Consider the following 24,667-nt stretch of genomic DNA (forward strand, 5'->3'; position numbering starts at 1 on the left):
ATGATTATGTCTGGAGATACTCTGCCAACTCCTAACGCATCACAACCCCGCGGTGCGCTCGATGCTTACTTCAACATTACGGCTCGCGGCAGTTCAGTTCGCCAGGAAATCCTGGCCGGGCTGACCACCTTTCTGGCGATGGTCTATTCGGTCATCGTGGTGCCCGGTATGCTGGGAAAAGCGGGATTCCCGCCAGCCGCGGTGTTTGTCGCAACCTGTCTGGTCGCAGGATTCGGGTCACTACTGATGGGGCTGTGGGCCAATTTACCCATGGCGATCGGTTGTGCCATTTCTCTGACCGCCTTTACCGCCTTTAGCCTCGTGCTGGGACAACAGATCAGCATTCCCATCGCACTCGGCGCGGTATTTCTGATGGGGGTCATTTTCACCGCAATTTCAGTCACCGGAGTACGAACCTGGATCTTGCGTAATCTGCCAATGGGCATCGCCCACGGTACCGGAATCGGTATTGGGTTGTTCCTGCTGCTCATTGCGGCAAACGGCGTCGGTATGGTGATAAAAAACCCGCTCGAAGGGCTACCGGTTGCGCTAGGCGCATTTACTTCTTTTCCGGTACTCACGAGTTTGCTGGGCCTGGCGGTCATTTTTGGTCTGGAAAAATGTCACGTTCCCGGGGGGATCCTGCTGGTCATTATCGCTATCTCAATTATTGGCCTGATTTTCGATCCCGCCGTCCAGTATCACGGCCTGGTCGCGATGCCCAGTCTGAGCGGCGAAGACGGAAAGTCGCTGATTTTTAGCCTCGATATCATGGGTGCGCTGAAGCCAGCCGTACTGCCCAGCGTACTGGCGCTGGTGATGACCGCCGTCTTTGATGCCACAGGTACGATTCGCGCGGTGGCCGGGCAGGCAAATCTGCTGGATAAGGACAACCAGATTATCAACGGCGGTAAAGCGCTAACCAGCGACTCCGTGAGCTCCGTATTCTCCGGCCTGGTCGGCGCCGCCCCCGCGGCGGTCTATATCGAATCCGCCGCAGGAACCGCCGCCGGAGGGAAAACCGGCCTGACGGCGACCATTGTCGGCTGCCTGTTTTTGCTGATCCTGTTTTTATCTCCGCTGTCTTATTTAATCCCTGGCTATGCCACCGCACCGGCACTGATGTACGTAGGGTTGCTGATGCTAAGTAATGTCTCAAAACTCGATTTCAACGACTTTATTGATGCGATGTCGGGCCTGGTCTGCGCGGTGTTTATCGTCCTGACTTGCAATATCGTCACTGGCATTATGCTCGGCTTTGTCACCCTGGTTGTCGGGCGCATTTTCGCCCGCGAATGGCAAAAACTGAATATTGGTACCGTAATTATCACGCTCGCCCTGGTGATATTTTATGCTGGAGGATGGGCCATTTAAGTACCCACGGACAGGGTATCGAGGCTCGTCATTTTTAATCCCCGGTAAGCGATTTGGCCGTTTACCGGGTTAAGGAGAAATACGCATGAGCGCCATAGATTCTCAACTTCCTCCCCCCGCAGATCCCGACAATACGATCGACGAAGTTGATCGTCTCTTATCGCCGGGAAAGCTCCTCATTCTGGGGCTACAGCACGTACTGGTTATGTACGCGGGTGCGGTAGCAGTACCGCTGATGATTGGTGACAGACTCGGACTGAATAAAGACGCCATCGCCCTGTTGATCAGCTCCGATCTTTTTTGCTGCGGCGTAGTCACGCTGCTGCAATGCATTGGAATCGGTCGTTTTATGGGCATTCGTCTGCCGGTGATTATGTCGGTGACGTTTGCCGCCGTAACGCCGATGATCGCCATTGGGATCAACCCGGATATTGGCCTGCTGGGGATTTTTGGCGCAACCCTTGTCGCCGGGCTCATTACCACATTGCTGGCGCCGCTTATCGGGCGCTTAATCCCGCTATTTCCTTCACTGGTGACCGGCGTGGTCATCACCTCTATTGGTTTGAGTATTATTCAGGTTGGCGTCGACTGGGCTGCCGGGGGCAAAGGTAACCCGGAATACGGCAATCCGGTATATCTGGGCATTTCATTTGCGGTACTGATTTTTATCTTATTGATCACACGGTTCGCAAAGGGCTTTCTCTCTAACGTCGCCGTTTTATTAGGCATTATTTTTGGCTTTACGCTGTCCTGGATGATGAATGAGGTTAACCTTTCTGGCCTACATGACGCCTCCTGGTTCGCTATCATCACCCCAATGGCTTTCGGGACGCCGGTCTTTGATCCGGTATCGATCCTGACCATGACGGCGGTGTTAATCATCGTCTTTATTGAATCGATGGGAATGTTCCTCGCTCTCGGAGAGATCGTTGGCCGCAAACTCTCCTCGCAGGATATTGTCCGCGGGCTGCGCGTGGATGGTGTGGGCTCGCTGATTGGCGGCCTGTTCAACAGCTTCCCCCATACTTCATTTTCGCAAAACGTCGGTCTGGTCAGCGTCACCCGCGTGTACAGCCGCTGGGTATGCATCGCTTCCGGGATGATTTTGATTCTGTTTGGCATGGTACCGAAAATGGCGGTACTGGTCGCGTCGATTCCACAGTTTGTCCTGGGCGGCGCTGGTCTGGTCATGTTCGGAATGGTGCTGGCGACGGGCATTCGCATTCTGTCGCGCTGTAACTACACCACTAATCGTTACAACCTCTATATTGTGGCAATCAGTCTCGGTATCGGCATGACGCCCACCCTGTCGCATGATTTTTTCTCTAAATTGCCCGCGGTCCTCCAGCCGCTGCTGCATAGCGGCATTATGCTGGCCACCATTAGCGCTGTACTACTTAACCTGTTCTTTAATGGCTATCGGCATCATAGCGAACTGGCGCAAGAAACCGCGTCCTCGGGCGTTAAAGTCCGAACGGTACGCATGTGGCTACTGCTGCGCAAGCTCAAGAAGAGCCAGCGGGAGGAGTAAGATGAATGCCGCTCTGCGCTGTATTATTAGCCTGTTACTGCTAGTGCTACTGGCGATCCCGGCGGTTTCCGAGGGCATTGCGCTGGCCATTGAAAGTCGGTTTCAGTTTATGCTGCTTTTCTGAGTCTCCCTTCTTCGGCGGCCTCATCAGATAAGATGAGGCCGTCATCTATAGGTGAAATAGTCCGAAGTGTTAATTATTCCGTCGCAACAGGGCTTATAATAGCCAGTGCTTATGATTTTTGGTGAAAACTATGCGACAGGAACATGTTATTTTGCTGGATGAGCAAGATAAGCCCTCAGGTATGCTGGAGAAGTATGCCGCCCACACCCGCAGTACTCCTTTGCATCTTGCGTTTTCCTGCTGGTTGTTTAATGAACATGGTCAGTTGCTGGTCACCCGGCGTTCACTGGGCAAAAAAGCCTGGCCCGGCGTCTGGACGAATTCTGTTTGCGGGCATCCGCAGACCGGCGAAACCTTTGAGCAGGCGGTTGCCCGCCGCTGCCGCTTTGAACTTGGTGTTGATATTACCGACATCACGCCGGTCTTTCCTGCATTTCGCTATCGGGCCATCGCGCCAAACGGTATTGTCGAAAACGAAGTCTGCCCGGTATATGCTGCCCGAATAGCCAGCCCGCTACAGGTTAATCCCGATGAGGTTATGGATTACCAGTGGAGCAATCTTACAGCGGTGCTAAGCGGTATCCGCACCACGCCGTGGGCTTTTAGTCCGTGGATGGCAATGCAGGCCGCTGATAATAATGCGCGTAACGCGTTAATCAACTTTAGCCGCCAGATGTAAAAAACCCCAGCAGCGCTGGGGTCTCGTTTATTGCCGTTATGCTTATTTTACCGGACGCATCGCCGGGAACAGGATCACGTCGCGGATAGTGTGACTGTTGGTGAACAGCATCACCATACGGTCGATGCCAATGCCCAGCCCCGCCGTTGGCGGCAGGCCGTGCTCCAGCGCGGTAACATAGTCTTCGTCGTAGAACATCGCTTCGTCGTCACCGGCTTCTTTCGCGTTAACCTGATCCTGGAAGCGCTGCGCCTGGTCTTCCGCATCGTTCAGCTCGCTAAAGCCGTTACCGATTTCACGCCCGCCGATGAAGAATTCAAAGCGGTCGGTAATTTCCGGGTTCACGTCATTACGGCGCGCCAGCGGAGAGACTTCTGCCGGATATTCGGTGATGAAGGTCGGCTGAATCAGGTGCGCTTCCGCCACTTCTTCAAAGATCTCGGTCACGATGCGACCCAGACCCCAGCTCTTCTCAACGTGAATGCCGATGCTTTCCGCAATGGCTTTTGCAGAATCGAAGTTATCCAGATCGGCCATCTCGGTTTCCGGACGGTACTTCTTGATCGCTTCGCGCATAGTCAGTTTTTCAAACGGCTTGCCGAAATCAAAGGTCTGATCGCCGTAAGGCACTTCGGTATGGCCGAGAACGTCCTGCGCCAGGGTGCGGAACAGGGATTCGGTCAGCTCGATCAGGTCTTTATAGTCCGCATAGGCCATATAGAGTTCCATCATGGTGAACTCTGGGTTATGACGAACGGAGATACCTTCGTTACGGAAGTTACGGTTGATTTCGAACACGCGCTCGAAGCCGCCAACTACCAGACGCTTCAGGTACAGTTCCGGCGCGATGCGCAGGTACATGTCCAGATCCAGCGCGTTGTGATGGGTGATAAACGGACGGGCGGAAGCGCCACCGGGGATCACCTGCATCATCGGAGTTTCCACTTCCATAAAGCCGCGGCCGACCATGAACTGACGAATGCCTGCCAGGATCTGCGAACGCACTTTAAAGGTGTTGCGGGATTCATCGTTGGCGATCAGGTCCAGGTAGCGCTGACGATAGCGCGCTTCCTGATCCTGCAGGCCGTGGAATTTGTCCGGCAGCGGGCGCAGGGCTTTGGTCAGCAGACGCAGTTCGCTGCAATGGATGGAGAGTTCACCGGTTTTGGTTTTGAACAGCTTACCGCGCGCCGCGATGATGTCCCCGAGGTCCCATTTTTTGAACTGCTCGTTGTAGACCCCTTCCGCCAGATCGTCGCGGGCGACATACAGCTGAATGCGGCCGCCAACGTCCTGCAGCGTAACGAAGGAGGCTTTCCCCATAATGCGACGGGTCATCATACGGCCAGCAACGGCGACTTCAACGTTCAGCGCTTCCAGCTCTTCGTTTTCTTTGGCATCGAATTCAGCGTGCAGTTGGTCAGAGGTGTGGTCACGACGGAAATCATTCGGGAACGGGATACCCTTCTCACGCAGTGCAGCCAGCTTTTCACGACGGGCTTTCAGTTCATTATTAAGGTCAATTGCCGCGTCAGCGCCCTGTGCTTGTTGTTCAGACATGTTGGTTCCTCATAGCCCTGCTTTCAAACTTGCTTCGATAAATTGATCCAGGCTGCCGTCCAGCACCGCCTGAGTGTTACGGGTTTCCACCCCGGTACGCAGATCTTTAATGCGGGAGTCATCCAGCACATAAGAGCGGATCTGGCTACCCCAGCCGATGTCGGATTTAGTATCTTCCATCGCCTGCTTCTCAGCATTTTTCTTCTGCATCTCCAGCTCATAAAGCTTCGCTTTCATCTGCTTCATGGCCTGGTCTTTGTTCTTGTGCTGTGAACGGTCGTTCTGACACTGAGTCACTAAGCCAGTCGGGATATGGGTGATACGCACCGCGGATTCCGTCCGGTTAACGTGCTGACCGCCCGCGCCGGACGCGCGGTAAACGTCAATGCGCAGATCCGCCGGATTAATTTCGATATCAATATCGTCATCCACTTCCGGGTAAACGAACGCGGAGCTGAAAGAGGTGTGGCGTCGGCCGCCGGAATCGAACGGGCTCTTACGCACCAGACGATGAACGCCGGTTTCGGTACGCAGCCAGCCGTAGGCGTAGTCACCGATAATCTTGATGGTCACGGACTTAATGCCCGCCACTTCGCCTTCGGACTCTTCGATAATCTCAGTCTTAAAGCCGCGCGCTTCCGCCCAGCGCAGATACATACGCATCAGCATGCTGGCCCAGTCCTGCGCTTCGGTTCCGCCGGAACCTGCCTGGATATCAAGGTAGCAATCGGCGCTGTCATATTCACCGGAGAACATACGGCGGAACTCCAGCTGCGCCAGCTTCTCTTCCAGTCCGTCAAGCTCAGCGACGGCTTCGTTAAAGGTCTCTTCGTCGTCGGCTTCAACGGCCAGCTCCAGCAGGCCAGAGACATCTTCCAGCCCCTGAGACATTTGATCCAGCGTATCAACGATGGCTTCCAGCGAGGAGCGCTCTTTACCCAGCGCCTGGGCGCGCTCGGGTTCATTCCAGACGTCCGGCTGCTCCAGCTCGGCGTTTACTTCTTCGAGACGCTCTTTCTTGGCATCATAGTCAAAGATACCCCCTAAGAACGTCCGAGCGCTCCGTAAGGTCCTGAATGCGGTTTTTTACCGGATTTATTTCAAACATGATCGGTTTCTTTTAATGGATTCGTCAAAATGCGGTGATAAGAGCGGAATTCTACCGGATTCGCGCTCTTATTAATATACTGTTGTCAATTTGGCCAGAGGTGGTCGATAATCAGCTGCAGGCTACGGTTGCCGCGGAACTCGTTGATATCAAGCTTATAGGCAAGCTGCACTTCGCGCACGCCGTTATCCGGCCAGATGGAAGTATCAACATTGAACGCGATACCGTCCAGCAGCGGGCCGCCGCCAACAGGCTCAACCATCACTTTCAGATGACGTTCGCCCACCAGCCGCTGTTGCAACAGGCGAAAGCGCCCGTCAAACAGCGGCTCCGGGAACATCTGCCCCCAGGGACCGGCATCACGTAACATTTGCGCGACTTCCATGCTCATCTCCGCCGCCGCCAGCGGGCCGTCGGAGACGACTTCCCCCTGCAAAAGCGCGGGATCGAGCCACTCAGTCACCAGCTCGCCAAACCGTTGCTGAAATTCGGCAAAACGCACCTCTTCCAGCGACAGTCCCGCCGCCATAGCATGACCGCCAAACTTCAGGATCATACCAGGGTAGAGCGTATCCAGGCGTTCCAGCGCATCACGCATATGCAGCCCCGGGATCGACCGACCGGACCCTTTTAACGTTCCGTCCCCGGTAGGCGCAAAAGCGATAACCGGACGGTGAAAGCGCTCTTTAATGCGCGAAGCCAGAATGCCGACCACGCCCTGGTGCCACTGCGGATGATACATCGCCAGCCCGCCAGGCAGCGCCTCACTGCCGTGCTCCAGCGTCTCGCACAAGGCCAGCGCTTCCGCCTGCATGCCCTGCTCTATCTCTTTGCGCGTCTGGTTTAACGCATCAAGTTCATTAGCCAGCATCCGTGCTTCGCCGATGTTGTCGCATAGCAACAATGCGACACCGACGGACATATCGTCCAGCCGCCCCGCCGCGTTCAGACGCGGTCCGAGAGCAAAGCCCAGATCGCTGGCCGCCAGCTTTTGCGGATCGCGATTAGAAATTTCCAGCAACGCCTTGATGCCAGGGCGGCATTTCCCCGCCCGGATACGGCTCAGCCCCTGCCAGGTCAGGATGCGATTATTGGCATCCAGCGGCACCACATCGGCCACGGTACCGAGCGCGACCAGGTCGAGCAGATCCGCCAGATTCGGCGGCGCAATGCGGTGCTCGTCAAACCAGCCTTTATCACGCAAAAAAGTGCGCAACGCCAGCATCAGGTAAAAAGCGACGCCAACCCCGGCCAGCGATTTCGACGGGAATTCGCAGTCGATCAGGTTAGGGTTAATAATGGCTTCCGCCGGGGGTAACGTATCTCCCGGCAGGTGGTGATCGGTCACCAGCACCGGAATACCCAGCAAGTGAGCATATTCGACGCCCGTATGGGATGAAATACCGTTATCAACGGTCATAATCATCTGCGCACCGCGAGCGTGAGCCTGAGCGACCACCTCCGGGCTTAGGCCATAACCATCTTCAAAGCGGTTAGGCACCAGATAGGAAACATTACCGTAGCCCATCGACCGCAGAGCCAGTATGCTTAGCGCGGTGCTGGTGGCGCCGTCGGCGTCAAAATCGCCGACCACCACAATGTGCAGCGCCTGTTTAAATGCGCCATAGAGCATCTCAACCGCTTTTTCGACCCCGCTCAGCTGTGACCACGGCAGCATGCCTTTCACGCCGCGCTCCAGCTCCTGCGCACATCGCACGCCGCGACTGGCGTACAAGCGTTGCAGCAGAGGCGGGAGACTGGCAGGTAAATCGACGCCATCAACCGCCTCACGGCGGCGTAGTTGTATCTGTTGTTTCACGCGTATCAGTTACCGCTCGTTTGTTTTTGATACTCATCAAGGAGTGCTTTCAGATCCTTAGGATCCCGATAGCCTGGCATAAGCGTGCCGTCACTCAGCACCATCGCCGGAGTACCGTTAACGCCAAACTGCACGCCGAGCGTGTAGTGTTTAGCGATATCAATATCGCAGCTCGCGGGCTCAACACTTTTGCCGCTCATCGCATTATCCAGCGCTTTGTTACGATCTTTCGCACACCAGATAGCCTTCATATTCTGCTCGGCTTCGCTTTGCAGGCCTTGTCGAGGGAAAGCGAGATAGCGCACCGTAATGCCCAATGCGTTGTAATCGCGCATCTGTTCATGCAGTTTATGGCAGTAGCCGCAGGTAATATCAGTGAAAACGGTAATAACCTGCTTTTCCTGCGGCGCTTTATAAACAATCATCTCTTTTTCCAGCGCCTTCAGCTTACTCGCCAACAGCGTATTAGTGACGTTCACCGGCTGCGCGCCGCTAACGTCATACATCGGCCCCTGGATAATGTGCTTACCATCATCCGTAACATACAGCACGCCGCTTTCCGTTAACACAGTGCTGATACCCTTGATCGGAGAAGGTTGAACGTCCGAACTCTGAACCCCCAGTCTGGTCAACAGCTGTTTAATCGCCGCGCTATCGGCATGTGCCGCGCCGGACAAAGTGGTTGCCAGTAGGGTGAACATCAGTAAACCTTTTTTCATACTCAGTCCTTTTTTCAGCACTCACGCACGCGGGTGATGCTGTTGATGAAGTTGTCGCAGACGCTCGGTCGCCACATGGGTATAGATCTGCGTCGTGGAGAGATCGCTGTGTCCTAACAGCATCTGCACCACGCGTAAGTCGGCGCCATGATTAAGCAAATGCGTAGCAAAAGCATGGCGCAACACGTGCGGAGAGAGCTTTTCGCTGTCAATCCCCGCCAGTACGGCATAGTGCTTAATTCGATGCCAGAACGTCTGTCGCGTCATCTGCTGCGCGCGCTGACTCGGGAAAAGCACATCGGATGCCGCGCCGTTCAGCAGCCAGGGACGCCCGTACTCAAGGTAATTCTCAACCCACAGTATCGCTTCTTCGCCTAACGGCACCAGTCGTTCTTTATTACCTTTCCCGATCACGCGCAACACGCCCTGACGCAGGCTAATGTCGCTCATGGTCAGGCCAACCAGCTCTGACACGCGCAGACCGGTGGCGTACAGCACTTCCAGCATTGCTTTATCGCGCAGCTCAAGCGGTTGTTCAACCAGAGGTGCCTGTAACAGACGCTCAACCTGAGCCTCGCTCAGATCCTTCGGCAGCCTCTGCGGCAACTTTGGCGATGCCAGCCGCGCGCTGGGATCGTCCGGGCGGATTTTTTCCCGATAAAGGTGCTGGAAGAAACGGCGCACGGCGCTTAGCAAGCGCGCGGTGCTGGTGGCTTTATAGCCGCCGGTTTGCCGCTCCGCCAGCAGCGACTGGAGATCTTCGCCGCTAACGCTGGCAAGCGACAGCCCGCGGTGGTGCAACCATTCGACCACCATCGTCAGGTCCCGACGATAGGCGCTTAGCGTGTTTTCCGCCAGATTACGCTCCAGCCATAAAGCATCAAGAAACTGCTCGATTTGTCCGAGATCCTGTTCCACTCCGGCCTCTTTGCTTATTAAAACGGCGTCATTATACCCTAAATAATTCGAGTTGCAGGCTGGCGCGACCTTTCTGGTACACTACGCCAAAGTCACAGCAAGAATTGAGACGTTTTCGCGATGAACATAGGTCTTTTTTACGGTTCCAGCACCTGCTATACGGAAATGGCGGCAGAAAAAATCCGCGATATCATCGGCCCTGAACTGGTGACGCTACACAACCTGAAAGATGACTCCCCTGCCCTGATGACGCAATATGATGTGCTGATCCTCGGCATTCCGACCTGGGATTTTGGCGAGATCCAGGAAGACTGGGAGGCTGTCTGGTCGCAGCTCGATACCCTGGATCTGCAGGGTAAGATTGTGGCGTTGTACGGTATGGGCGACCAGTTAGGCTACGGCGAATGGTTCCTTGATGCGCTCGGTATGCTGCACGACAAGCTGGCGACCAGAGGCGTGACGTTTATCGGCTACTGGCCAACCGAGGGCTATGAATTCACCAGCGCCAAACCGGTTATCGCCGATGGTCAACTGTTCGTTGGCCTGGCGCTCGACGAAACGAACCAGTACGACCTGAGCGATGAACGTATTCAGAGCTGGTGCGAGCAAATTCTCGGCGAAATGGCCGAGCAGTTTGCCTGAGTCCGCGCACAGGCCAGGCCTACCCGACGTTGTTGTCACAGCCAGCCTCAACAGCGTACAACAACCGAAACGCAGATGGAGTCTATAAGGACTGACTCGCGACGTTCGCTCTCCGGGCCGCCCGGAAGAGTGTTCAAAATAGGTTGGTATGTTGCCGGGCACTGCCCTGGTGCAAAATAGCAAGTAAAATAGTTCTGATGGGCCAGTCGCTTAATCTTGCGTGGGTTTCTGTAACACCAGCCGACACAAATCGCGCCACTCTCCCGCATCCATGCTATCCGCCGCAACCCACAAATTTTGCGTCCGGTGGTCTTCCATATGCCGCAGCCGCAGCAACATTCCGCTGCTGATCACCCACGGCGTGCCGATAATCGCCCACTCCGTTTTTTGCCAGCGTAAGCGAGAGTCAATCAGCAGCTTTATTTCACCCTGTCGGGCGTGGATCCGCCGCTGGCTACGCACGCAGTCAAACACCACCAGCGACAAGAGTATCAGCCAGAGTGGGGTATAACTTAGCGGCCAGGGCATCAGCAGCACCAGCGCCGCCACGATGCCATGCAGCAACAGTGAGAACCACTGCGCTCGCCATGAGATGCGTAAATCAGATTGCCACAGGACCACGTTCCCGATTCCGTGTCTGAATTAATTTTACCATCCGTTGCAGTTCTGCATCAGCCGGCTCACCATGATTCATTAACCAGTTGAATAAATCCGGATCGTCGTTTTCCAGCAGGCGGATAAACAACTGTTTGTCGCCATTGCTCAACGAATCGTACTCATGCTCGAAAAACGGCATGATGGAAATATCAAGTTCACGCATACCCCGACGGCATGCCCAGTGGATACGAGCTTTATTGTTAATGTCCATGTTGTCATTCCTGCACAGAGATATTGCTTAGTTTAACGCGTTTTCGCTATCGACTTCACTGGAATATCAAGATTCGCGAACGCTATTCCATGAAATCCCTAAAAATACCCGGGTTTTGCTGAATGCCTCCCCCACGATTAACGCGCCCGGTGCCATGCCGACTTGTGGGGATATTTATTCTTCTCCCTTGCCTTCGCTCTGGCGTTTAAGGGCACTCGTGGCCTGGCGAAAGCGCTTGCATTGCGCAATAGCTCTTTTACCATTAGTCGCACACTCTGCGTTAAGCTATTCAGGATATGACTATGGCTTTTACACCTTTTCCTCCGCGTCAGCCCTCCTCTTCCGCTCGTCTGCCGTTAACGCTGATGACGCTGGATGACTGGGCGCTGGCGACGATTACCGGCCCGGATGGCGAGAAATATCTGCAGGGGCAGATTACTGCCGACGTCAGTCACCTGACCGACGAGCAGCATCTGCTTGCCGCGCATTGTGACGCCAAAGGCAAGATGTGGAGCAACCTGCGCGTTTTCCGCCGTAACGAGGGGTTTGCGTGGATTGAACGCCGCAGCCTGCGTGAAGCGCAACTGACCGAGCTAAAAAAATACGCAGTATTTTCTAAAGTGACGATCGCCGCCAATGATGACCTCGTGCTGTTAGGCGTCGCCGGTTTCCAGGCGCGCGCCGCGCTGGCGCCGCTGTTTGGCGAATTGCCTCATGCCGAAAAACAGGTTGTCAGCGAAGGCGCCACTAGCCTGCTGTGGTTTGCGCATCCGGCTGAACGTTTCCTGCTGGTGACCGATGTGGAAACCGCTACCCGCATCACCAACGCTCTGCGCGGTGAAGCCCAGCTTAATAACAGCCAGCAGTGGCTGGCGCTGAATATTGAAGCCGGTCTGCCGGTTATTGATAGCGCCAACAGCGCGCAGTTTATTCCGCAAGCCACCAACCTACAGGCGCTGGGCGGTATCAGTTTTAAGAAAGGCTGCTATACCGGTCAGGAAATGGTTGCCCGTGCTAAATTCCGGGGCGCCAACAAGCGCGCCCTGTGGTCTCTGGCGGGGAAAGCCAGCCGCGTACCGGAAGCCGGGGAAGACCTGGAGCTAAAAATGGGTGAAAACTGGCGTCGTACCGGCACCGTTTTAGCCGCGGTGCAGTTAGACGATGGTCATCTGCTGGTGCAAGTGGTGATGAATAACGATATGGAGCCCGACAGCGTCTTCCGCGTACGTGATGACACCGGTAGCCTGAGCATCATGCCGCTGCCATATTCGCTGGAAGAGCGTTAAGCTACCGCTTCCGGATAAAACTGACACACGCACCTGTCCAGGAGACAACGCTCAGACCGTCCACATCACTGGAGCAGAAAAACGCTTCGCCGCCAGAGTCATTCCCTTTGGCGGCATCATCCTGTTGGTCCTGCTACCTATCTATCATCTCCAGCATAACGCCACTTTCTTATGTAGCAGAATAGTGTATGTTCTGAACAATCATTTATTTCTTAAGCGGTAAAGAGATGAGACGGATTGAGGTAATACTGAGGGAACTCGAACGGCTGACGCGCGGGCTGAATCTTGCCGATCTGGCGCAGGAGACGGCATTTACGGCGGAAGCCATTGGCTTTAACCTCGGGCTGGCGCGCAACTCGGTCAGTAAAGATCTCAATCAACTCTGCAATGATGGTCTGGCGATTAAAAGCCGGGGCCGCCCGGTGTTTTTCCTGCACCGTCAGGCGCTGGAGACGCTGCTGGGGCGTAAGCTGGATGACGCCGAACGTGAAGTACGTACGATTGCCGATCTGTTGCCGCGTCAGGAAGGGCACACAATCGACGATCCCTTTACCGGTCTGATTGGCTACGATCGCAGCCTGCGCGATGCAGTAGAAAAAGGCCGTGCCGCAGTGCTTTACCCCCACGGGTTGCATGTGTTGCTGACCGGACCTTCCGGCGTTGGCAAAACCTTCTTTGCTGAACTGATGCACCGCTTTGCCTGCGAGCACGCCGCAGGCTCCCTGCCGCCGCTGGTCTATTTTAACTGTGCGGAATATGCCCATAACCCGGAACTGCTTTCTTCGCACCTGTTCGGTCATCGACAGGGGGCGTTTACCGGAGCGAGCGAGAATAAACCTGGCCTGGTGGAGCAGGCGGACGGCGGCTATCTGTTGCTGGATGAGGTACACCGTCTGCCGTATGAAGGGCAGGAAAAGCTATTCTCCATTCTCGATAAAGGTGAATACCGTCCGCTGGGGGCAAGCAGCAAGGCGCGTTCGATATCGGTACGTCTGATTTGCGCGACGACAGAGCCGGTAAGTTCGGCGTTGTTGCGTACTTTTCAGCGGCGTATTCAGGTCTGTATCGATCTGCCGGGCATTCGCCAGCGTTCAATCGAAGAACAGGTGGAGCTGATTGTCGGCTTTCTGCAACGTGAAAGTCGCAAAATTGAGCGCACGGTGAGTATCGACAAGACGCTACTGCTCTGGCTGCTGAATAAGCCGCTGGAAGGCAACATCGGCCAGCTCAAGAGTGATATCCAGTTCCTCTGCGCTCAGGCGTGGGCGTCGGGGATGACGGAGCATAACGATACGCTGCAACTGGATAAACGGCTGGCGGAAATGCCGTTTAACGCCACGCCGGAGCAACGTCTGCTGGTGGACACGCTGTTTGATGGCAAAGAGCGCTTGAACGTTGACGCGCGCACGTTGCCTGCCTTGAAAACGTCGCTGGCGACGGGCGCCGAGATTGAAGAGAGCGATCTCTTTTACAGCTTCCTGACCCGCGAATACGTCAATCTGCGCAACAGTAACGTGCCTCCGGCGGAAACGCTGGCGATCCTGAAAAATAAGCTCAGCTCGATTTTTGAATATGGTCTCTACAGTCGCGACAATATTGCGCATCCGCCGCGTTATGGCGACCAGATTGAGGAACGTGTGACGCTGCTTATTGGCTGCGTGGAGCAGGTGCTTACGTTTACGCTGCCGGAGAACCTGGTAAATCCGCTGCGTAAACATTTTCTGGCGCTAATTGGCTACGTTCAGCGTGGCCTGATCCCGCAGCTTTATTCTTCCAGCCTGATCCTCGATCGCTGCAAAGATGAGTACGACAACGCCACATTGTTGTGCCGAAAAATCAATGAATTGCTGCATATTCAGTGTCCGGCGACGGAAGTGGTCTGGCTGTGTCTGTTCCTCAAAGAGTGTCGTCATTATCGTCAGCGTATCGACGCCAGCCCGGACTGCGGGGTGATCCTGATTGCTCACGGTGCAACAACGGCCACAAGCATGGCGCAGTATGTGAATCGGGTGCTGGAGCGCGAGTTGTTCAGTGCTATTGATATGCCGTTTGAGCAGTCGGTGCATGACACGCTGGAAACTCTGACCCAGATGATTCAGACCCGACGTTATCAGCGGCTGATCCTGATGGTGGACATCGGCTCGCTGGTACATTTTGGCAGTACGATCAGCAAATTATTCCAGATTGACGTTCTGCTGATGCCAAATATAACCCTGACCAGTCTGCTGGAGGTAGGGCTGGATTTAAGCTATGAAACCAGCGACCTGCCGCAGTTGGCGGCGTTAATGCAGGGTAAAAGCATCCCCTGTCAGCTTTGTACGCCACAGCAGGAAAACGGCGGCAAAGTGCTGGTTATCTCCTGTATTACCGGCATGGGCACAGCGGAAAAAATCAAAAAGGTGCTGGAGGAGAGTTTTGGCGAGTTGATGTCGCAGGACACGCGGATGGTGATCCTCGATTACAACGATGTTCGCAGCCTGGAGCGCGTCCAGCAGTCGCTGCATGCCAGTGAACGACTGGCGGGTATTGTTGGCACCTTCCAGCCGGGGCTGCCGGATATTCCGTTCATTTCGCTGGAGGAATTGTTCTCTGAGCAGGGGCCGGAACTGGTGTTGAGCCTGTTAACGCCTGACCTCACCAGCGCTGAACGCCGCTTGGAAATGGAACGCAGCGCAATGCGCTTTATCAGCGCGCTAACGATGGAGAGCATCATCAACCATATTTCAGTGCTTAACCCGCAGCGCATTCTGAAAGAAATGGAAGGGGTGCTTAACCATCTGACTACCGCGCTTTCGCTGAAACCAAGCCGCCAGGTGACACTGCGCTTCCTGATCCACTGCTGCTGCATGGTCGAGCGTATCGTGATTAACCGAAAACCGTTACAGATGGCGCTGGAAAACAAACCGGATCTGGATGCCCGCGCGTTTAGTGTCATCAAATCGGCTTTCCTGCCGATTGAAGAGGCTTATGCCATCCGTTTATCGGACGCGGAATATTTTTATATCTACGAATTACTCTATAGCTGATCCCTTATCTGGCGTGGCGCTGCGCCTCGCCAGACCTCTCTTCTCCCCTCGCGTGACACAAATCCTGGCACAGCCTTTGCTCTTACTCTGATGAGTTTTGCCGGATGGTGTTTGCTATTCGTAGGCCCGGTAAGCGTAGCGCCACCGGGCAATGTGTGCCGGATGGCGCTATCGGGCATTGCCAGTCTCATGTAATCGAGCCAGGAGGCCATTTTGACTACCACTGAATCCTTGCCCCAGATCCTGCTGCTGACGCATGGCGGCTGGGGACAACAGCTCTGCAACAGCCTTCGCATGGTGATGGGGGAAATTAAAGGCGTAACAGAAATTGCGCTCATGCCCGTGGATACGCTGGGCGAGTTTTATCAACGTGTCGAAGCCGTGGTGAAAACCATGCCGGAAGGCTCACTTATTCTGACCGATTTTGTTGGCGGCACGACCTCCAACGTGGCGGCACGACTGAGTGCGGATTATCCGGTGGCGGTGGTTTCCGGGCTGAACGCCTCGCTGCTGCTGGAGGCGCTGGACCGGCGGGAACACGGCCTGCTTACCGCCTGCGTGAGCGGTCTGGTGGAAGCCGGGCGCAGCAGTTGTCTGGATGTCGTCGCCCACGTTCGTCAATTACAACAATCACAATAAGGAAAATCATTATGGCAAACATCGTGTTATGTCGTATCGACAGCCGTCTGATTCATGGGCAGGTGGTGACGAAGTGGGTCGGACAATCTCAGGCGAACCGGATTGCCGTGGTCAGTGACGAGCTGGACGCCGATCCGTTTATGAAAAACATCTACCTGATGGCCGCGCCGCCAAACATCAAAGTGGATTGCTACAGCAACCAGAGCTTTGCGGCATCGTGGAAAGAAAACCAACTCGGTGATGGCAATGTGCTGGTGTTGTTCCCGTCTCTGGTGGCCATTCAACAGGCCGTGCAGCAGGGATTTGATGTCACCACTATTCAGGTTGGGGGCTTAGGCGGCGGGCCAAACCGCAAAGCGGTTTTCCAGAACATTACGCTCGATGAAAAAGACGTTGGCATTCTTAACGACCTGAAGAGTCGTGGGATTCAGGTGTTCTTCCAGACGATCCCGGAAGATAAACCACAGTCGCTGGACGATATCCTGAAAAAATTCTAATCCTTTGATAACAGGGTAAATAACTATGGATACTTTAGTCTTTGCAAGCCTGATGGGGTTGTATTACTGGTTTGCCCGATTACGCCTTGGCTACACCTTCTCCGCCATGCTACTTCAGCCGGTGGTTGTCGCGGTCTTTGTGGGGCTGCTGCTCGGGAATATGCAGACGGCGATGATTATCGGGGCGGGTATGCAGCTCGTCTATCTGGGCGTGACCTCGACGCCGGGCGGCAACGTGCCGTCAGATCCGGCGCTGGCGGCCTGTATCTCGATCCCCATTGCGGTTAAAGCCGGAATGGACCCCAACCTGGCGATTGCGCTGGCGATTCCGTTTGGCGTGATCGGCGTATTCCTCGACCAGCTACGCCGTACGCTGAACGCCGCCTGGGTACATATGGCCGACAAACACGCGGAAACGGCAAACATGGCGGGCATTATGCGCTGTGCTTTCCTTTACCCGGCGTTACTCGGTCTGGCACTGCGTTTCCCGGTGGTGTTCGCCGCCAACTATTTCGGCCAGGACGTAGTGGAAAGCTTCCTCAAGCTGATGCCGCACTGGCTGACCCACTCCTTTGAAATCATGGGCGGGATTCTCCCGGCGCTGGGCTTCGCCATCACCATTATGGTGATCGGCAAAAAGAGTCTGCTGCCGTGGTTTATCGGTGGATTCTTCGCGGTGCTGTACCTCAAGGTCGACATCATGGCGATGGCAATCTTCGGCACCTGTGTGGCCTTCCTGATTAAAGGCCTGGCGAAAAATGAAGGAGCAGCATGATGAGCAGCGACGTAATGCAACATGAACTGGTTGAGCGTGCGCGGGAAACCGGAGCGCTGACCAAAGCGGACATCACCAAAGCATGGTTTATCTACTGGCTGGGCGCGGAGGTTTCCAACTCCTATGAACGTTTACAGAGCCTGATTTTCTGCGCCTCGATGACGCCGATCATCAAAAAACTCTACCCGCAAAAAGAGGAACAGGTAGAAGCGCTGAAGCGTCATCTGAACTTCTTTAACTCAGAACAGACCTTTGGCGCGGTGATCCAGGGCATCTCCATCGCCATGGAAGAGCAGAAAACGCGTGGCGAACCGATCAGCGACGCCTCCATTACCGGGATTAAAACCGGCCTGATGGGGCCGCTGGCCGGAATGGGCGATTCCATCGTCTGGGCGGCGGTGATGCCGCTGTTGATTGCGATTTTTATTCCGTTCGCCGCCAGTGGCAGCGCATTCGGGGGGATTGCGCCGCTGATTCTCTATCCGGCCATTACGCTGGCGATCAGCTACGGCCTGATTCACAAAGGCTATACGCTGGGACGTGATTCCATCGTCGGGCTGTTACAAGGGGGGCGAATCAAGGAACTGATCTACGGCGCTAACGTGCTGGGGCTGATCATGATGGGGGCGCTGTCGGCGAGCTACGTCAAGATCACCACCCCGCTGAAAATCAGCGCCCTGAAAGGTTCTGAAGTGGTGGTTCAGCAGATCCTCGACTCCATCGCGCCAGGCCTGCTGCCGCTAGCGGCAGTGTTTGCCATCTATATCTTTCTGGTGAAGAAGGGGCCGCGTTACACCACCATTCTGCTGTCGATTGTGGCGCTTAGCGTGGTCTGCTCGCTGCTGGGAGTGTTGTAAGCCATGACACAGAATATCTATCAACAGCTGGGGCTGAAGCAGGTGATTAACGCCTGCGGCAAGATGACGATTCTTGGCGTCTCCAGCGTCGCGCCGGAGGTGATGCACGCCACGGCGCGTGCGGCCTCCGCTTTTGTCGAGATCGACAGGCTGGTGGAAAAAACCGGTGAGCAGGTCTCCCGCTATACCGGTGCGGAAGACAGTTATGTCACCTCATGCGCCTCGGCGGGAATTGCGATTGCCGTTGCCGCCGCCATTACCCGTGGCGATCGGGCCCGGGTCACGCAGATGCCGGACAGTACCGGTATGGCCAATGAAGTGGTGATGTTGCGGGGGCATAATGTGGATTACGGCGCGCCGATCACCAGTGCGATCCGTCTGGGAGGCGGGCGCGTAGTGGAAGTAGGGTCGAGCAACCTGGCCGCGCGCTGGCAACTGGAGAGTGCGATTACCGATGACACCGCCGCCCTGCTGTATGTGAAATCACATCACTGCGTGCAGAAGGGGATGTTGGGCATTGAGGACTTCGTCCAAGTGGCGCAGATCCACAACCTGCCGTTAATTGTTGATGCCGCTGCCGAGGAAGATTTGCACGTCTGGGTGGCGAGCGGCGCGGATATGGTTGTCTACAGCGGCGCGAAAGCCTTCAATGCGCCAACCTCTGGATTTATCACCGGCAAGAGAACGTGGATCGCCGCCTGCAAAGCGCAGCATCACGGCATCGCCAGAGCGATGAAGATCGGTAAGGAGAATATGGTCGGGCTGGTGTATGCGCTGGAGAATTATCACCAGGGGCAGACGATAGTCACCGCCGAGCAGCTTCAGCCGGTAGCCGATGCCATTTCAGCGATTCGTGGGTTGAGTGCGGATATCGAGCAGGATGAGGCCGGGCGCGCGATCTGGCGTATTCGTATTCGGGTGAATGCCCGTGAACTGGGGCGGGATGCCCGCGAAGTCGAAGCTCAGCTGCGCGGTGGCGATATCGCCATTTATGCCCGTCGCTATAACCTCCACCAGGGCGTTTTCAGCCTCGACCCGCGAACGGTCGCAGAAGGGGAAATGGCGTTAATCGTGGCGCGACTGAAGGAGATTGCCGACCATGCAGCAGATTAATTTTTATCGTAATCGTGTGGCGATTAACGTACTGGCGAAAGATATCGCCAATGCCAGGGAAATCTATGATGCTGCCGAAGGCCATGCGGCGATCGGCGTCCTCTCCGCACAGTTTGCCTCAGTGGAAGACGGTGTTCAGGAGGTAAAGCGCTGGATGGCGGAGGTGCCGTGCATCTCCGTGGGGCTGGGAGCGGGCGATCCGGCGCAATACTATAAAGCGGCGATGATTGCTGCAAAGGTACACCCGGCGCACGTCAACCAGACCTTTACCGGATGTGGTTTTGCCGCTGGCGCGCTGGCGGCAACGGGCGGCGAAAAAACGCATATCAACGCGCTGGTCAGCCCGACAGGCACGGCGGGCGAGGTGCTTATCTCCACTGGCGTTCGCAGCAGCCAGGGGACGCCGGCCCGTGTTTCCTGCGATGCAGCGGTACGCATGATGCAGGATATGAGGGCGCACGCGGCGAAGTTTTTCCCGATGGGCGGCGAGACGTCGTTACCGGAGCTGTATGTGCTGGCAACCAGCGCAGCCCGCAACGGGATGACGCTGATCGAACCGACTGGCGGCATTTCCCTGGAAAATTTCGGCGTTATTTTGCAAACCTGTCTGGAGGCGGGCGTGCCACGCGTGATGCCGCATGTTTACAGCTCGATTATCGATCCGCAAACCGGAAACACCCGGCCTGAAGATATCGTCAGGTTAATGGAGATCGTGAAAGCTATGGTATGAGTTAAAACATCAACTCAGTCCCGGCATCCACAGCGCTTGCCGGGGCAATTACAAAAGCTGATTTGGTTGAAACCTACCCCACGTACAAATAAATCGCCAGGAAATGGCATACGCTGCCGCCCAGCACAAAGCCGTGCCAGATCGCATGATTGTACGGAATGCGCTTGCAGACGTAGAAAATCACGCCCAGCGAATAGACCACGCCGCCAACCGCCAGCAGCGTCACACCGCCCACCGAGAGTTTAATCGCCAGTTGATAGACGACGATCAGCGACAGCCAGCCCATTGTCAGATAGGTCACCAAAGAGAGGATCTTGAAACGATGCGCAATTGTCAGCTTAAACAAGATCCCCAGCAGCGCCAGACTCCAGATCACTATCATCAGCCCGCGGGATAGCGGCGAATTTAGCCCTACCAGCAGGAATGGCGTATAGGTTCCGGCGATCAGCAGGTAGATAGCGCAGTGGTCGAACTTTTTCAGCCAGAGCTTGGCCCGCTGATGCGGAATCGCGTGATAGAGCGTGGAGGCAAGAAACAGCAAAATCATACTGCCGCCGTACAGGCTGTAGCTGGTAATGGCTGTAGCACTGGCATTCGCATCTACCGCCTGAACCAGCAACAACACCAGACCGACAATGCCAAATACCAGGCCGACCCCATGACTGACGCTGTTGGCAATTTCCTCTGCCAGAGAATATCCCTGGGTGATTAATGGTCTGCGAACCATAGTTGACTCCGAAAACAAGTACGCTTTCAATGCTCACTTAGGTTAACTGAGAATGATTCCAGTGAACACCTGTTAGCTAAAATAAAAAGGTGAATATTTATTAATAATATAAAATCATAAAGTTACAGATAAATTTCAACTAACAGTCGTTCGCTTTTTTAATTAAAGCTTTTCAAATTCAATCACATAAAACTGCTTTTCATGCGGATAGATCTCTGCAATTACCTTTTTCAGCTGCGGCAGCGTCATATTTTCCTGCTGAGCCTGCAATTCACTCAGAGTATCCAGAGTCACCGTTGATGTCGCCAGTACGCGAATGGCGCAGAAATAGCCATCATCTTCATAGCGGCCAACGCGCAGAATATCGCCCGCTTTAAAGTGCGATTCAGACGCATCGCGGATGGTAATGGTCTTGCGCCCGGCGAGGATGTCCTCCTGAAAACGCTGAAAAAAAGTGATGTCATTTGGCTGCATGATATCATTCCGTCCTGGTCATTATGAATTGTGAGTTTGCCCTGTGAGTATCTTCTCCCACGCCGCTATCGCCAGTCTCAATAATCTTGAGATGATGGTCTATCACTACGTCATTAAAAATCGCGACAAAGTGATGTACATGACCATCCGCGAACTGGCGGAAGCCGCCGGGGTCTCGACGACTACCGTCCTGCGCTTCTGCCGCAAGCTACAGTGCGAAGGTTACTCGGAGTTTCGCGTACGCTTTAAATTATATTTAGAGCAGGATGAGCCGCAACAGGCCAATTTTGGCGCCAGCGAAATAATAAGCTTTTTTAAAAGCGTGAATAACGATGAATTTGACCAGCTACTCGCCCAGGCGGTCGATATTATTCTCGCTTCCGAGAGAATTATTTTCGTCGGCGCCGGAACCTCCGGTGCGCTGGCAAAATATGGCGCACGCTTTTTCTCTAACGTCGGAAAATTCAGTAATCATATCGACGATCCTTATTTTCCGGTTACCAGTGATATGGCGCGTCATGCGCTGGCAATTGTGCTGTCCGTCTCCGGTGAAACCGAAGAGATCCTGCGCTTCGCCAGCCAGTTCAGCCTGCATCGCTGCAAGGTGATGTCCATCACCAGCCACGAACACTCGCGGCTGGCAAAGCTGGCCGATTTCAATCTCTCCTGGCATGTGCCGCAAACGCGTATTGCTGGCGGTTATGATATTACCACGCAGATCCCGGTGATTTATATTCTTGAAACGCTGGGACGTAAATTAGCGCGCAAACTCATCTGAAAATAACAGGATGTTTTTTCGATGTAACAAATCCCACGCCGGGTAAATTGTTATATCGTGACATTTATATTCTCTTTGTTAGACTCAAACCAGATTGTATTAATTTGAGATTGAGCAACAATGAAAAAACTCACCTTAGCAAAAGATTTCTTATGGGGCGGCGCCGTTGCCGCTCATCAGGTTGAAGGCGGCTGGAACAAAGGCGGAAAAGGGCCAAGCATCTGCGACGTGCTGACGGGCGGGGCGCATGGCGTACCGCGTGAAATCACCCAACAAGTCGTAGCGGGTAAATATTATCCAAACCATGAAGCGGTCGATTTTTACGGTCACTATAAAGACGATATTAAGCTGTTCGCCGAGATGGGTTTTAAATGCTTTCGCACCTCCATCGCCTGGACCCGCATTTTCCCGCAGGGTGACGAGACGCAGCCGAACGAAGAAGGGCTGAAATTCTACGATGATATGTTCGATGAGTTGCTCAGATACAACATCGAACCGGTCATCACCCTCTCCCACTTTGAAATGCCGCTGCATCTGGTACAGCAATACGGCGGCTGGACCAACCGTAAAGTAGTGGATTTCTTCGTCCACTTCGCGGAGGTGGTATTTGAGCGCTACAAGCACAAAGTCAAATACTGGATGACCTTCAACGAGATCAACAACCAGCGCAACTGGCGCGCGCCGCTGTTTGGCTACTGCTGTTCCGGCGTGGTGTATACCGAACATGAAAACCCGGAAGAAACCATGTATCAGGTGCTGCATCACCAGTTCGTCGCCAGCGCGCTGGCGGTGAAGGCGGCACGCCGCATCAACCCGGAGATGAAGGTCGGCTGTATGCTGGCGATGGTTGCGCTCTATCCCTTTTCCTGTAATCCGGAAGATGTCATGTTCGCGCAGGAATCCATGCGTGAGCGCTATGTGTTTACCGACGTTCAGTTACGCGGCTACTACCCGTCTTATGTGCTGAACGAATGGGAACGTCGCGGCTTTAACATCAGCATGGACGCTGGCGACGCGGAGATCCTGCGTGAAGGCACCTGCGATTATCTTGGCTTCAGCTACTACATGACTAACGCGGTAAAAGCAGAAGGCGGTAGCGGCGATGCCATTTCCGGCTTCGAGGGCAGCGTGCCGAATCCGCACGTCAAAGCCTCCGACTGGGGCTGGCAGATTGACCCGGTCGGCCTGCGTTATTCCCTGTGCGAGCTGTATGAACGCTATCAGAAGCCGCTGTTTATCGTCGAAAATGGCTTTGGCGCCTACGACAAAGTGGAAGAAGACGGCAGCATCAACGACGATTACCGTATCGACTATCTGCGCGCGCACGTTAAAGAGATGATCAAAGCGGTGACCTATGATGGCGTGGATCTGATGGGCTATACGCCGTGGGGCTGCATCGACTGCGTTTCATTCACCACCGGGCAATACAGCAAGCGCTACGGCTTTATCTACGTCAACAAGCATGACGACGGCAGCGGCGATATGTCACGCTCGCGGAAGAAAAGTTTTACCTGGTATAAAGAGGTTATCGCCAGCAACGGCGAAACGCTCTAACTCAGCCACGCCGGGCGGCGCTACGCTTGCAACGCCCTACAAAACCATAGGCCCGGTAAGCAATTAGCGCTACCGGGCGTTTATTTTCCACCCGCTAATTCAAGAAAACTCCCCGTCACATACGAAGCTTTCTCACTCAGTAACCAGACAATGGCCTGCGCGACCTCCTCCGGCTGGCCGCCGCGCTGCATAGGGAGCATCGACTTAACGCGATCAACCCGCCCTGGCTCACCGCCGGAAGCATGCATTTCGGTATAGATAAGACCAGGGCGCACACAGTTCACGCGAATCCCCTGGGCCGCTACTTCCAGCGCCAGCCCGGTAGTGAGCGTATCCACGGCCCCTTTTGACGCCGCATAGTCAACATATTCGAAAGGCGCTCCCAGCCGCGATGCCACAGATGAAACATTAACAATCGCACCACCCTGCCCCCCGTGCTTTCTGGACATCCGCTTTACCGCCTCCCGACAACAGAGGAAATAGCCTGTCACATTGGTCGCCAGTACGCGATTAATCCGTTCAGCGGTTAAATTTTCTATCGTGCTCTGTTCAAACAAAATCCCGGCGTTATTCACCAACGCGCTCAGCGGCTCAGCTTCGCGATCGATGGCTTCGAACATCGCCATAACCTGGCTTTCGTCGCTGATGTCGGCACGCAAAGCAAAGGCATTCCTGCCTGCGGCAATAATCGAATTCACGACCTCTGTAGCCGCTCGAATATTGTGATGAAAGTTAACCGCGACGGTATAGCCCTCTTCTGCCAGTTGCAGAGCCGTCGCCCGTCCTATCCCACGACTACCGCCGGTAACCAGTGCTATTGCCATATCATTTCTCCTAAAAATAAAGGCGCCGAAGCGCCTTTAAAAGAT

25 protein-coding genes are annotated in these 24,667 nt (G+C 54.8%); 15 read left to right on the forward strand and 10 right to left on the reverse strand.

The genetic code is table 11. The features are described 5' to 3' along the window. Positions 1–6 precede the first annotated feature (6 nt). From FN037_RS15535 to idi, 4 genes are all read left to right on the forward strand, one after another. Positions 7–1,374: an NCS2 family permease gene (locus FN037_RS15535; protein ID WP_138360768.1), complete on the forward strand. Its 1,368-nt coding sequence runs from the start codon at positions 7–9 to the stop codon at positions 1,372–1,374. A gap of 85 nt (positions 1,375–1,459) precedes the next feature. Next, a complete protein-coding gene (locus tag FN037_RS15540) occupies positions 1,460–2,905 on the forward strand; it encodes a nucleobase:cation symporter-2 family protein (RefSeq protein ID WP_142502644.1) in 1,446 nt (481 codons plus the stop codon). Between the two features lies 1 nt (position 2,906). Continuing rightward, positions 2,907–3,029 (forward strand): hypothetical protein, encoded by a 123-nt coding sequence (locus FN037_RS24635; RefSeq protein ID WP_241675623.1) that lies wholly within the window; start codon positions 2,907–2,909, stop codon positions 3,027–3,029. A gap of 130 nt (positions 3,030–3,159) precedes the next feature. Beyond that, positions 3,160–3,708, forward strand: a complete 549-nt coding sequence (gene idi, locus FN037_RS15545; protein ID WP_138360770.1) for an isopentenyl-diphosphate Delta-isomerase — start codon at positions 3,160–3,162, stop codon at positions 3,706–3,708. A 42-nt stretch (positions 3,709–3,750) separates the two neighbouring features. Here the strand turns inward: idi and lysS are convergent, their stop codons facing one another. From lysS to xerD, 5 genes are all read right to left on the reverse strand, one after another. Further along, complete coding sequence (gene lysS, locus FN037_RS15550) at positions 3,751–5,268, reverse strand: lysine--tRNA ligase (protein WP_142502645.1); 1,518 nt, start codon at positions 5,266–5,268, stop codon at positions 3,751–3,753. 9 nt (positions 5,269–5,277) lie between these two features. Then, positions 5,278–6,376, reverse strand: a protein-coding gene (gene prfB, locus FN037_RS15555) for a peptide chain release factor 2 (protein WP_138360772.1) whose coding sequence is annotated in 2 segments (ribosomal slippage) — positions 5,278–6,300 and positions 6,302–6,376 — 1,098 coding nt in all. Because the reading frame shifts where the segments join, the coding sequence is not laid out codon by codon here. A gap of 85 nt (positions 6,377–6,461) precedes the next feature. Continuing rightward, entirely contained in the window at positions 6,462–8,195 is a 1,734-nt protein-coding gene (gene recJ / locus FN037_RS15560) for a single-stranded-DNA-specific exonuclease RecJ (protein WP_142502646.1), read from the reverse strand. 5 nt (positions 8,196–8,200) lie between these two features. Further along, positions 8,201–8,914, reverse strand: coding sequence for a bifunctional protein-disulfide isomerase/oxidoreductase DsbC (gene dsbC, locus FN037_RS15565; protein WP_138360774.1), 714 nt, complete (start codon positions 8,912–8,914; stop codon positions 8,201–8,203). A 21-nt stretch (positions 8,915–8,935) separates the two neighbouring features. Next, complete coding sequence (gene xerD / locus FN037_RS15570) at positions 8,936–9,832, reverse strand: site-specific tyrosine recombinase XerD (protein ID WP_138360775.1); 897 nt, start codon at positions 9,830–9,832, stop codon at positions 8,936–8,938. A gap of 120 nt (positions 9,833–9,952) precedes the next feature. On the opposite strand from xerD, the gene fldB reads away from it, so the two are divergent. Continuing rightward, positions 9,953–10,474: a flavodoxin FldB gene (gene fldB / locus FN037_RS15575; protein ID WP_138360776.1), complete on the forward strand. Its 522-nt coding sequence runs from the start codon at positions 9,953–9,955 to the stop codon at positions 10,472–10,474. Between the two features lie 210 nt (positions 10,475–10,684). Here fldB and FN037_RS15580 read toward each other — a convergent pair whose 3' ends face one another. Both FN037_RS15580 and sdhE read right to left on the reverse strand, forming a co-directional pair. Beyond that, positions 10,685–11,095, reverse strand: a complete 411-nt coding sequence (locus FN037_RS15580) for a protein YgfX (protein WP_138360777.1) — start codon at positions 11,093–11,095, stop codon at positions 10,685–10,687. Further along, positions 11,076–11,342, reverse strand: coding sequence for an FAD assembly factor SdhE (gene sdhE, locus FN037_RS15585; RefSeq protein WP_138360778.1), 267 nt, complete (start codon positions 11,340–11,342; stop codon positions 11,076–11,078). The genes FN037_RS15580 and sdhE overlap by 20 nt, the downstream gene beginning before the upstream one ends. Before the next feature lie 302 nt (positions 11,343–11,644). On the opposite strand from sdhE, the gene ygfZ reads away from it, so the two are divergent. From ygfZ to dagF, 8 genes are all read left to right on the forward strand, one after another. Beyond that, complete coding sequence (gene ygfZ / locus FN037_RS15590; protein ID WP_142502647.1) at positions 11,645–12,628, forward strand: tRNA-modifying protein YgfZ; 984 nt, start codon at positions 11,645–11,647, stop codon at positions 12,626–12,628. Positions 12,629–12,855: 227 nt separating this feature from the next. Continuing rightward, on the forward strand, positions 12,856–15,654 hold the full coding sequence (gene dagR, locus FN037_RS15595) for a transcriptional regulator DagR (RefSeq protein ID WP_142502648.1): 2,799 nt from the start codon (positions 12,856–12,858) through the stop codon (positions 15,652–15,654). A gap of 213 nt (positions 15,655–15,867) precedes the next feature. Further along, entirely contained in the window at positions 15,868–16,293 is a 426-nt protein-coding gene (locus FN037_RS15600; protein WP_142502649.1) for a PTS sugar transporter subunit IIA, read from the forward strand. 11 nt (positions 16,294–16,304) lie between these two features. After that, a complete protein-coding gene (locus tag FN037_RS15605; protein ID WP_012135808.1) occupies positions 16,305–16,790 on the forward strand; it encodes a PTS system mannose/fructose/N-acetylgalactosamine-transporter subunit IIB in 486 nt (161 codons plus the stop codon). A 25-nt stretch (positions 16,791–16,815) separates the two neighbouring features. Continuing rightward, complete coding sequence (locus FN037_RS15610) at positions 16,816–17,565, forward strand: PTS sugar transporter subunit IIC (RefSeq protein ID WP_142502650.1); 750 nt, start codon at positions 16,816–16,818, stop codon at positions 17,563–17,565. Continuing rightward, positions 17,562–18,422: a PTS system mannose/fructose/sorbose family transporter subunit IID gene (locus tag FN037_RS15615; RefSeq protein ID WP_185929276.1), complete on the forward strand. Its 861-nt coding sequence runs from the start codon at positions 17,562–17,564 to the stop codon at positions 18,420–18,422. The genes FN037_RS15610 and FN037_RS15615 overlap by 4 nt, the downstream gene beginning before the upstream one ends. Before the next feature lie 3 nt (positions 18,423–18,425). Continuing rightward, entirely contained in the window at positions 18,426–19,535 is a 1,110-nt protein-coding gene (gene dgaE, locus FN037_RS15620) for a D-glucosaminate-6-phosphate ammonia lyase (protein ID WP_142502651.1), read from the forward strand. After that, positions 19,522–20,265 carry a 2-dehydro-3-deoxy-phosphogluconate aldolase gene (gene dagF, locus FN037_RS15625; RefSeq protein WP_142502652.1) on the forward strand — a complete coding sequence of 248 codons (744 nt, stop codon included), beginning with the start codon at positions 19,522–19,524 and terminating at the stop codon, positions 20,263–20,265. The genes dgaE and dagF overlap by 14 nt, the downstream gene beginning before the upstream one ends. A 73-nt stretch (positions 20,266–20,338) precedes the next feature. Here the strand turns inward: dagF and trhA are convergent, their stop codons facing one another. After that, complete coding sequence (trhA, locus tag FN037_RS15630) at positions 20,339–20,992, reverse strand: PAQR family membrane homeostasis protein TrhA (RefSeq protein ID WP_138360780.1); 654 nt, start codon at positions 20,990–20,992, stop codon at positions 20,339–20,341. A 162-nt stretch (positions 20,993–21,154) separates the two neighbouring features. Next, positions 21,155–21,466 (reverse strand): N(4)-acetylcytidine aminohydrolase, encoded by a 312-nt coding sequence (yqfB, locus tag FN037_RS15635; protein ID WP_138360781.1) that lies wholly within the window; start codon positions 21,464–21,466, stop codon positions 21,155–21,157. Positions 21,467–21,515: 49 nt separating this feature from the next. Here yqfB and FN037_RS15640 point away from each other — a divergent pair, with 49 nt between their 5' ends. Together FN037_RS15640 and FN037_RS15645 are read left to right on the forward strand one after the other, a co-directional pair. After that, a complete protein-coding gene (locus FN037_RS15640) occupies positions 21,516–22,244 on the forward strand; it encodes a MurR/RpiR family transcriptional regulator (RefSeq protein WP_138360841.1) in 729 nt (242 codons plus the stop codon). Positions 22,245–22,364: 120 nt separating this feature from the next. Beyond that, positions 22,365–23,798 (forward strand): 6-phospho-beta-glucosidase, encoded by a 1,434-nt coding sequence (locus FN037_RS15645; protein ID WP_142502653.1) that lies wholly within the window; start codon positions 22,365–22,367, stop codon positions 23,796–23,798. 80 nt (positions 23,799–23,878) lie between these two features. Here FN037_RS15645 and FN037_RS15650 read toward each other — a convergent pair whose 3' ends face one another. Then, entirely contained in the window at positions 23,879–24,622 is a 744-nt protein-coding gene (locus FN037_RS15650) for an SDR family oxidoreductase (protein ID WP_138360783.1), read from the reverse strand. Between the last annotated feature and the right edge of the window lie 45 nt (positions 24,623–24,667).

It is taken from the genome of Klebsiella sp. 2680, from assembly GCF_900198535.1.
GTDB classification, from domain to species: Bacteria; Pseudomonadota; Gammaproteobacteria; order Enterobacterales; family Enterobacteriaceae; genus Klebsiella; species Klebsiella indica.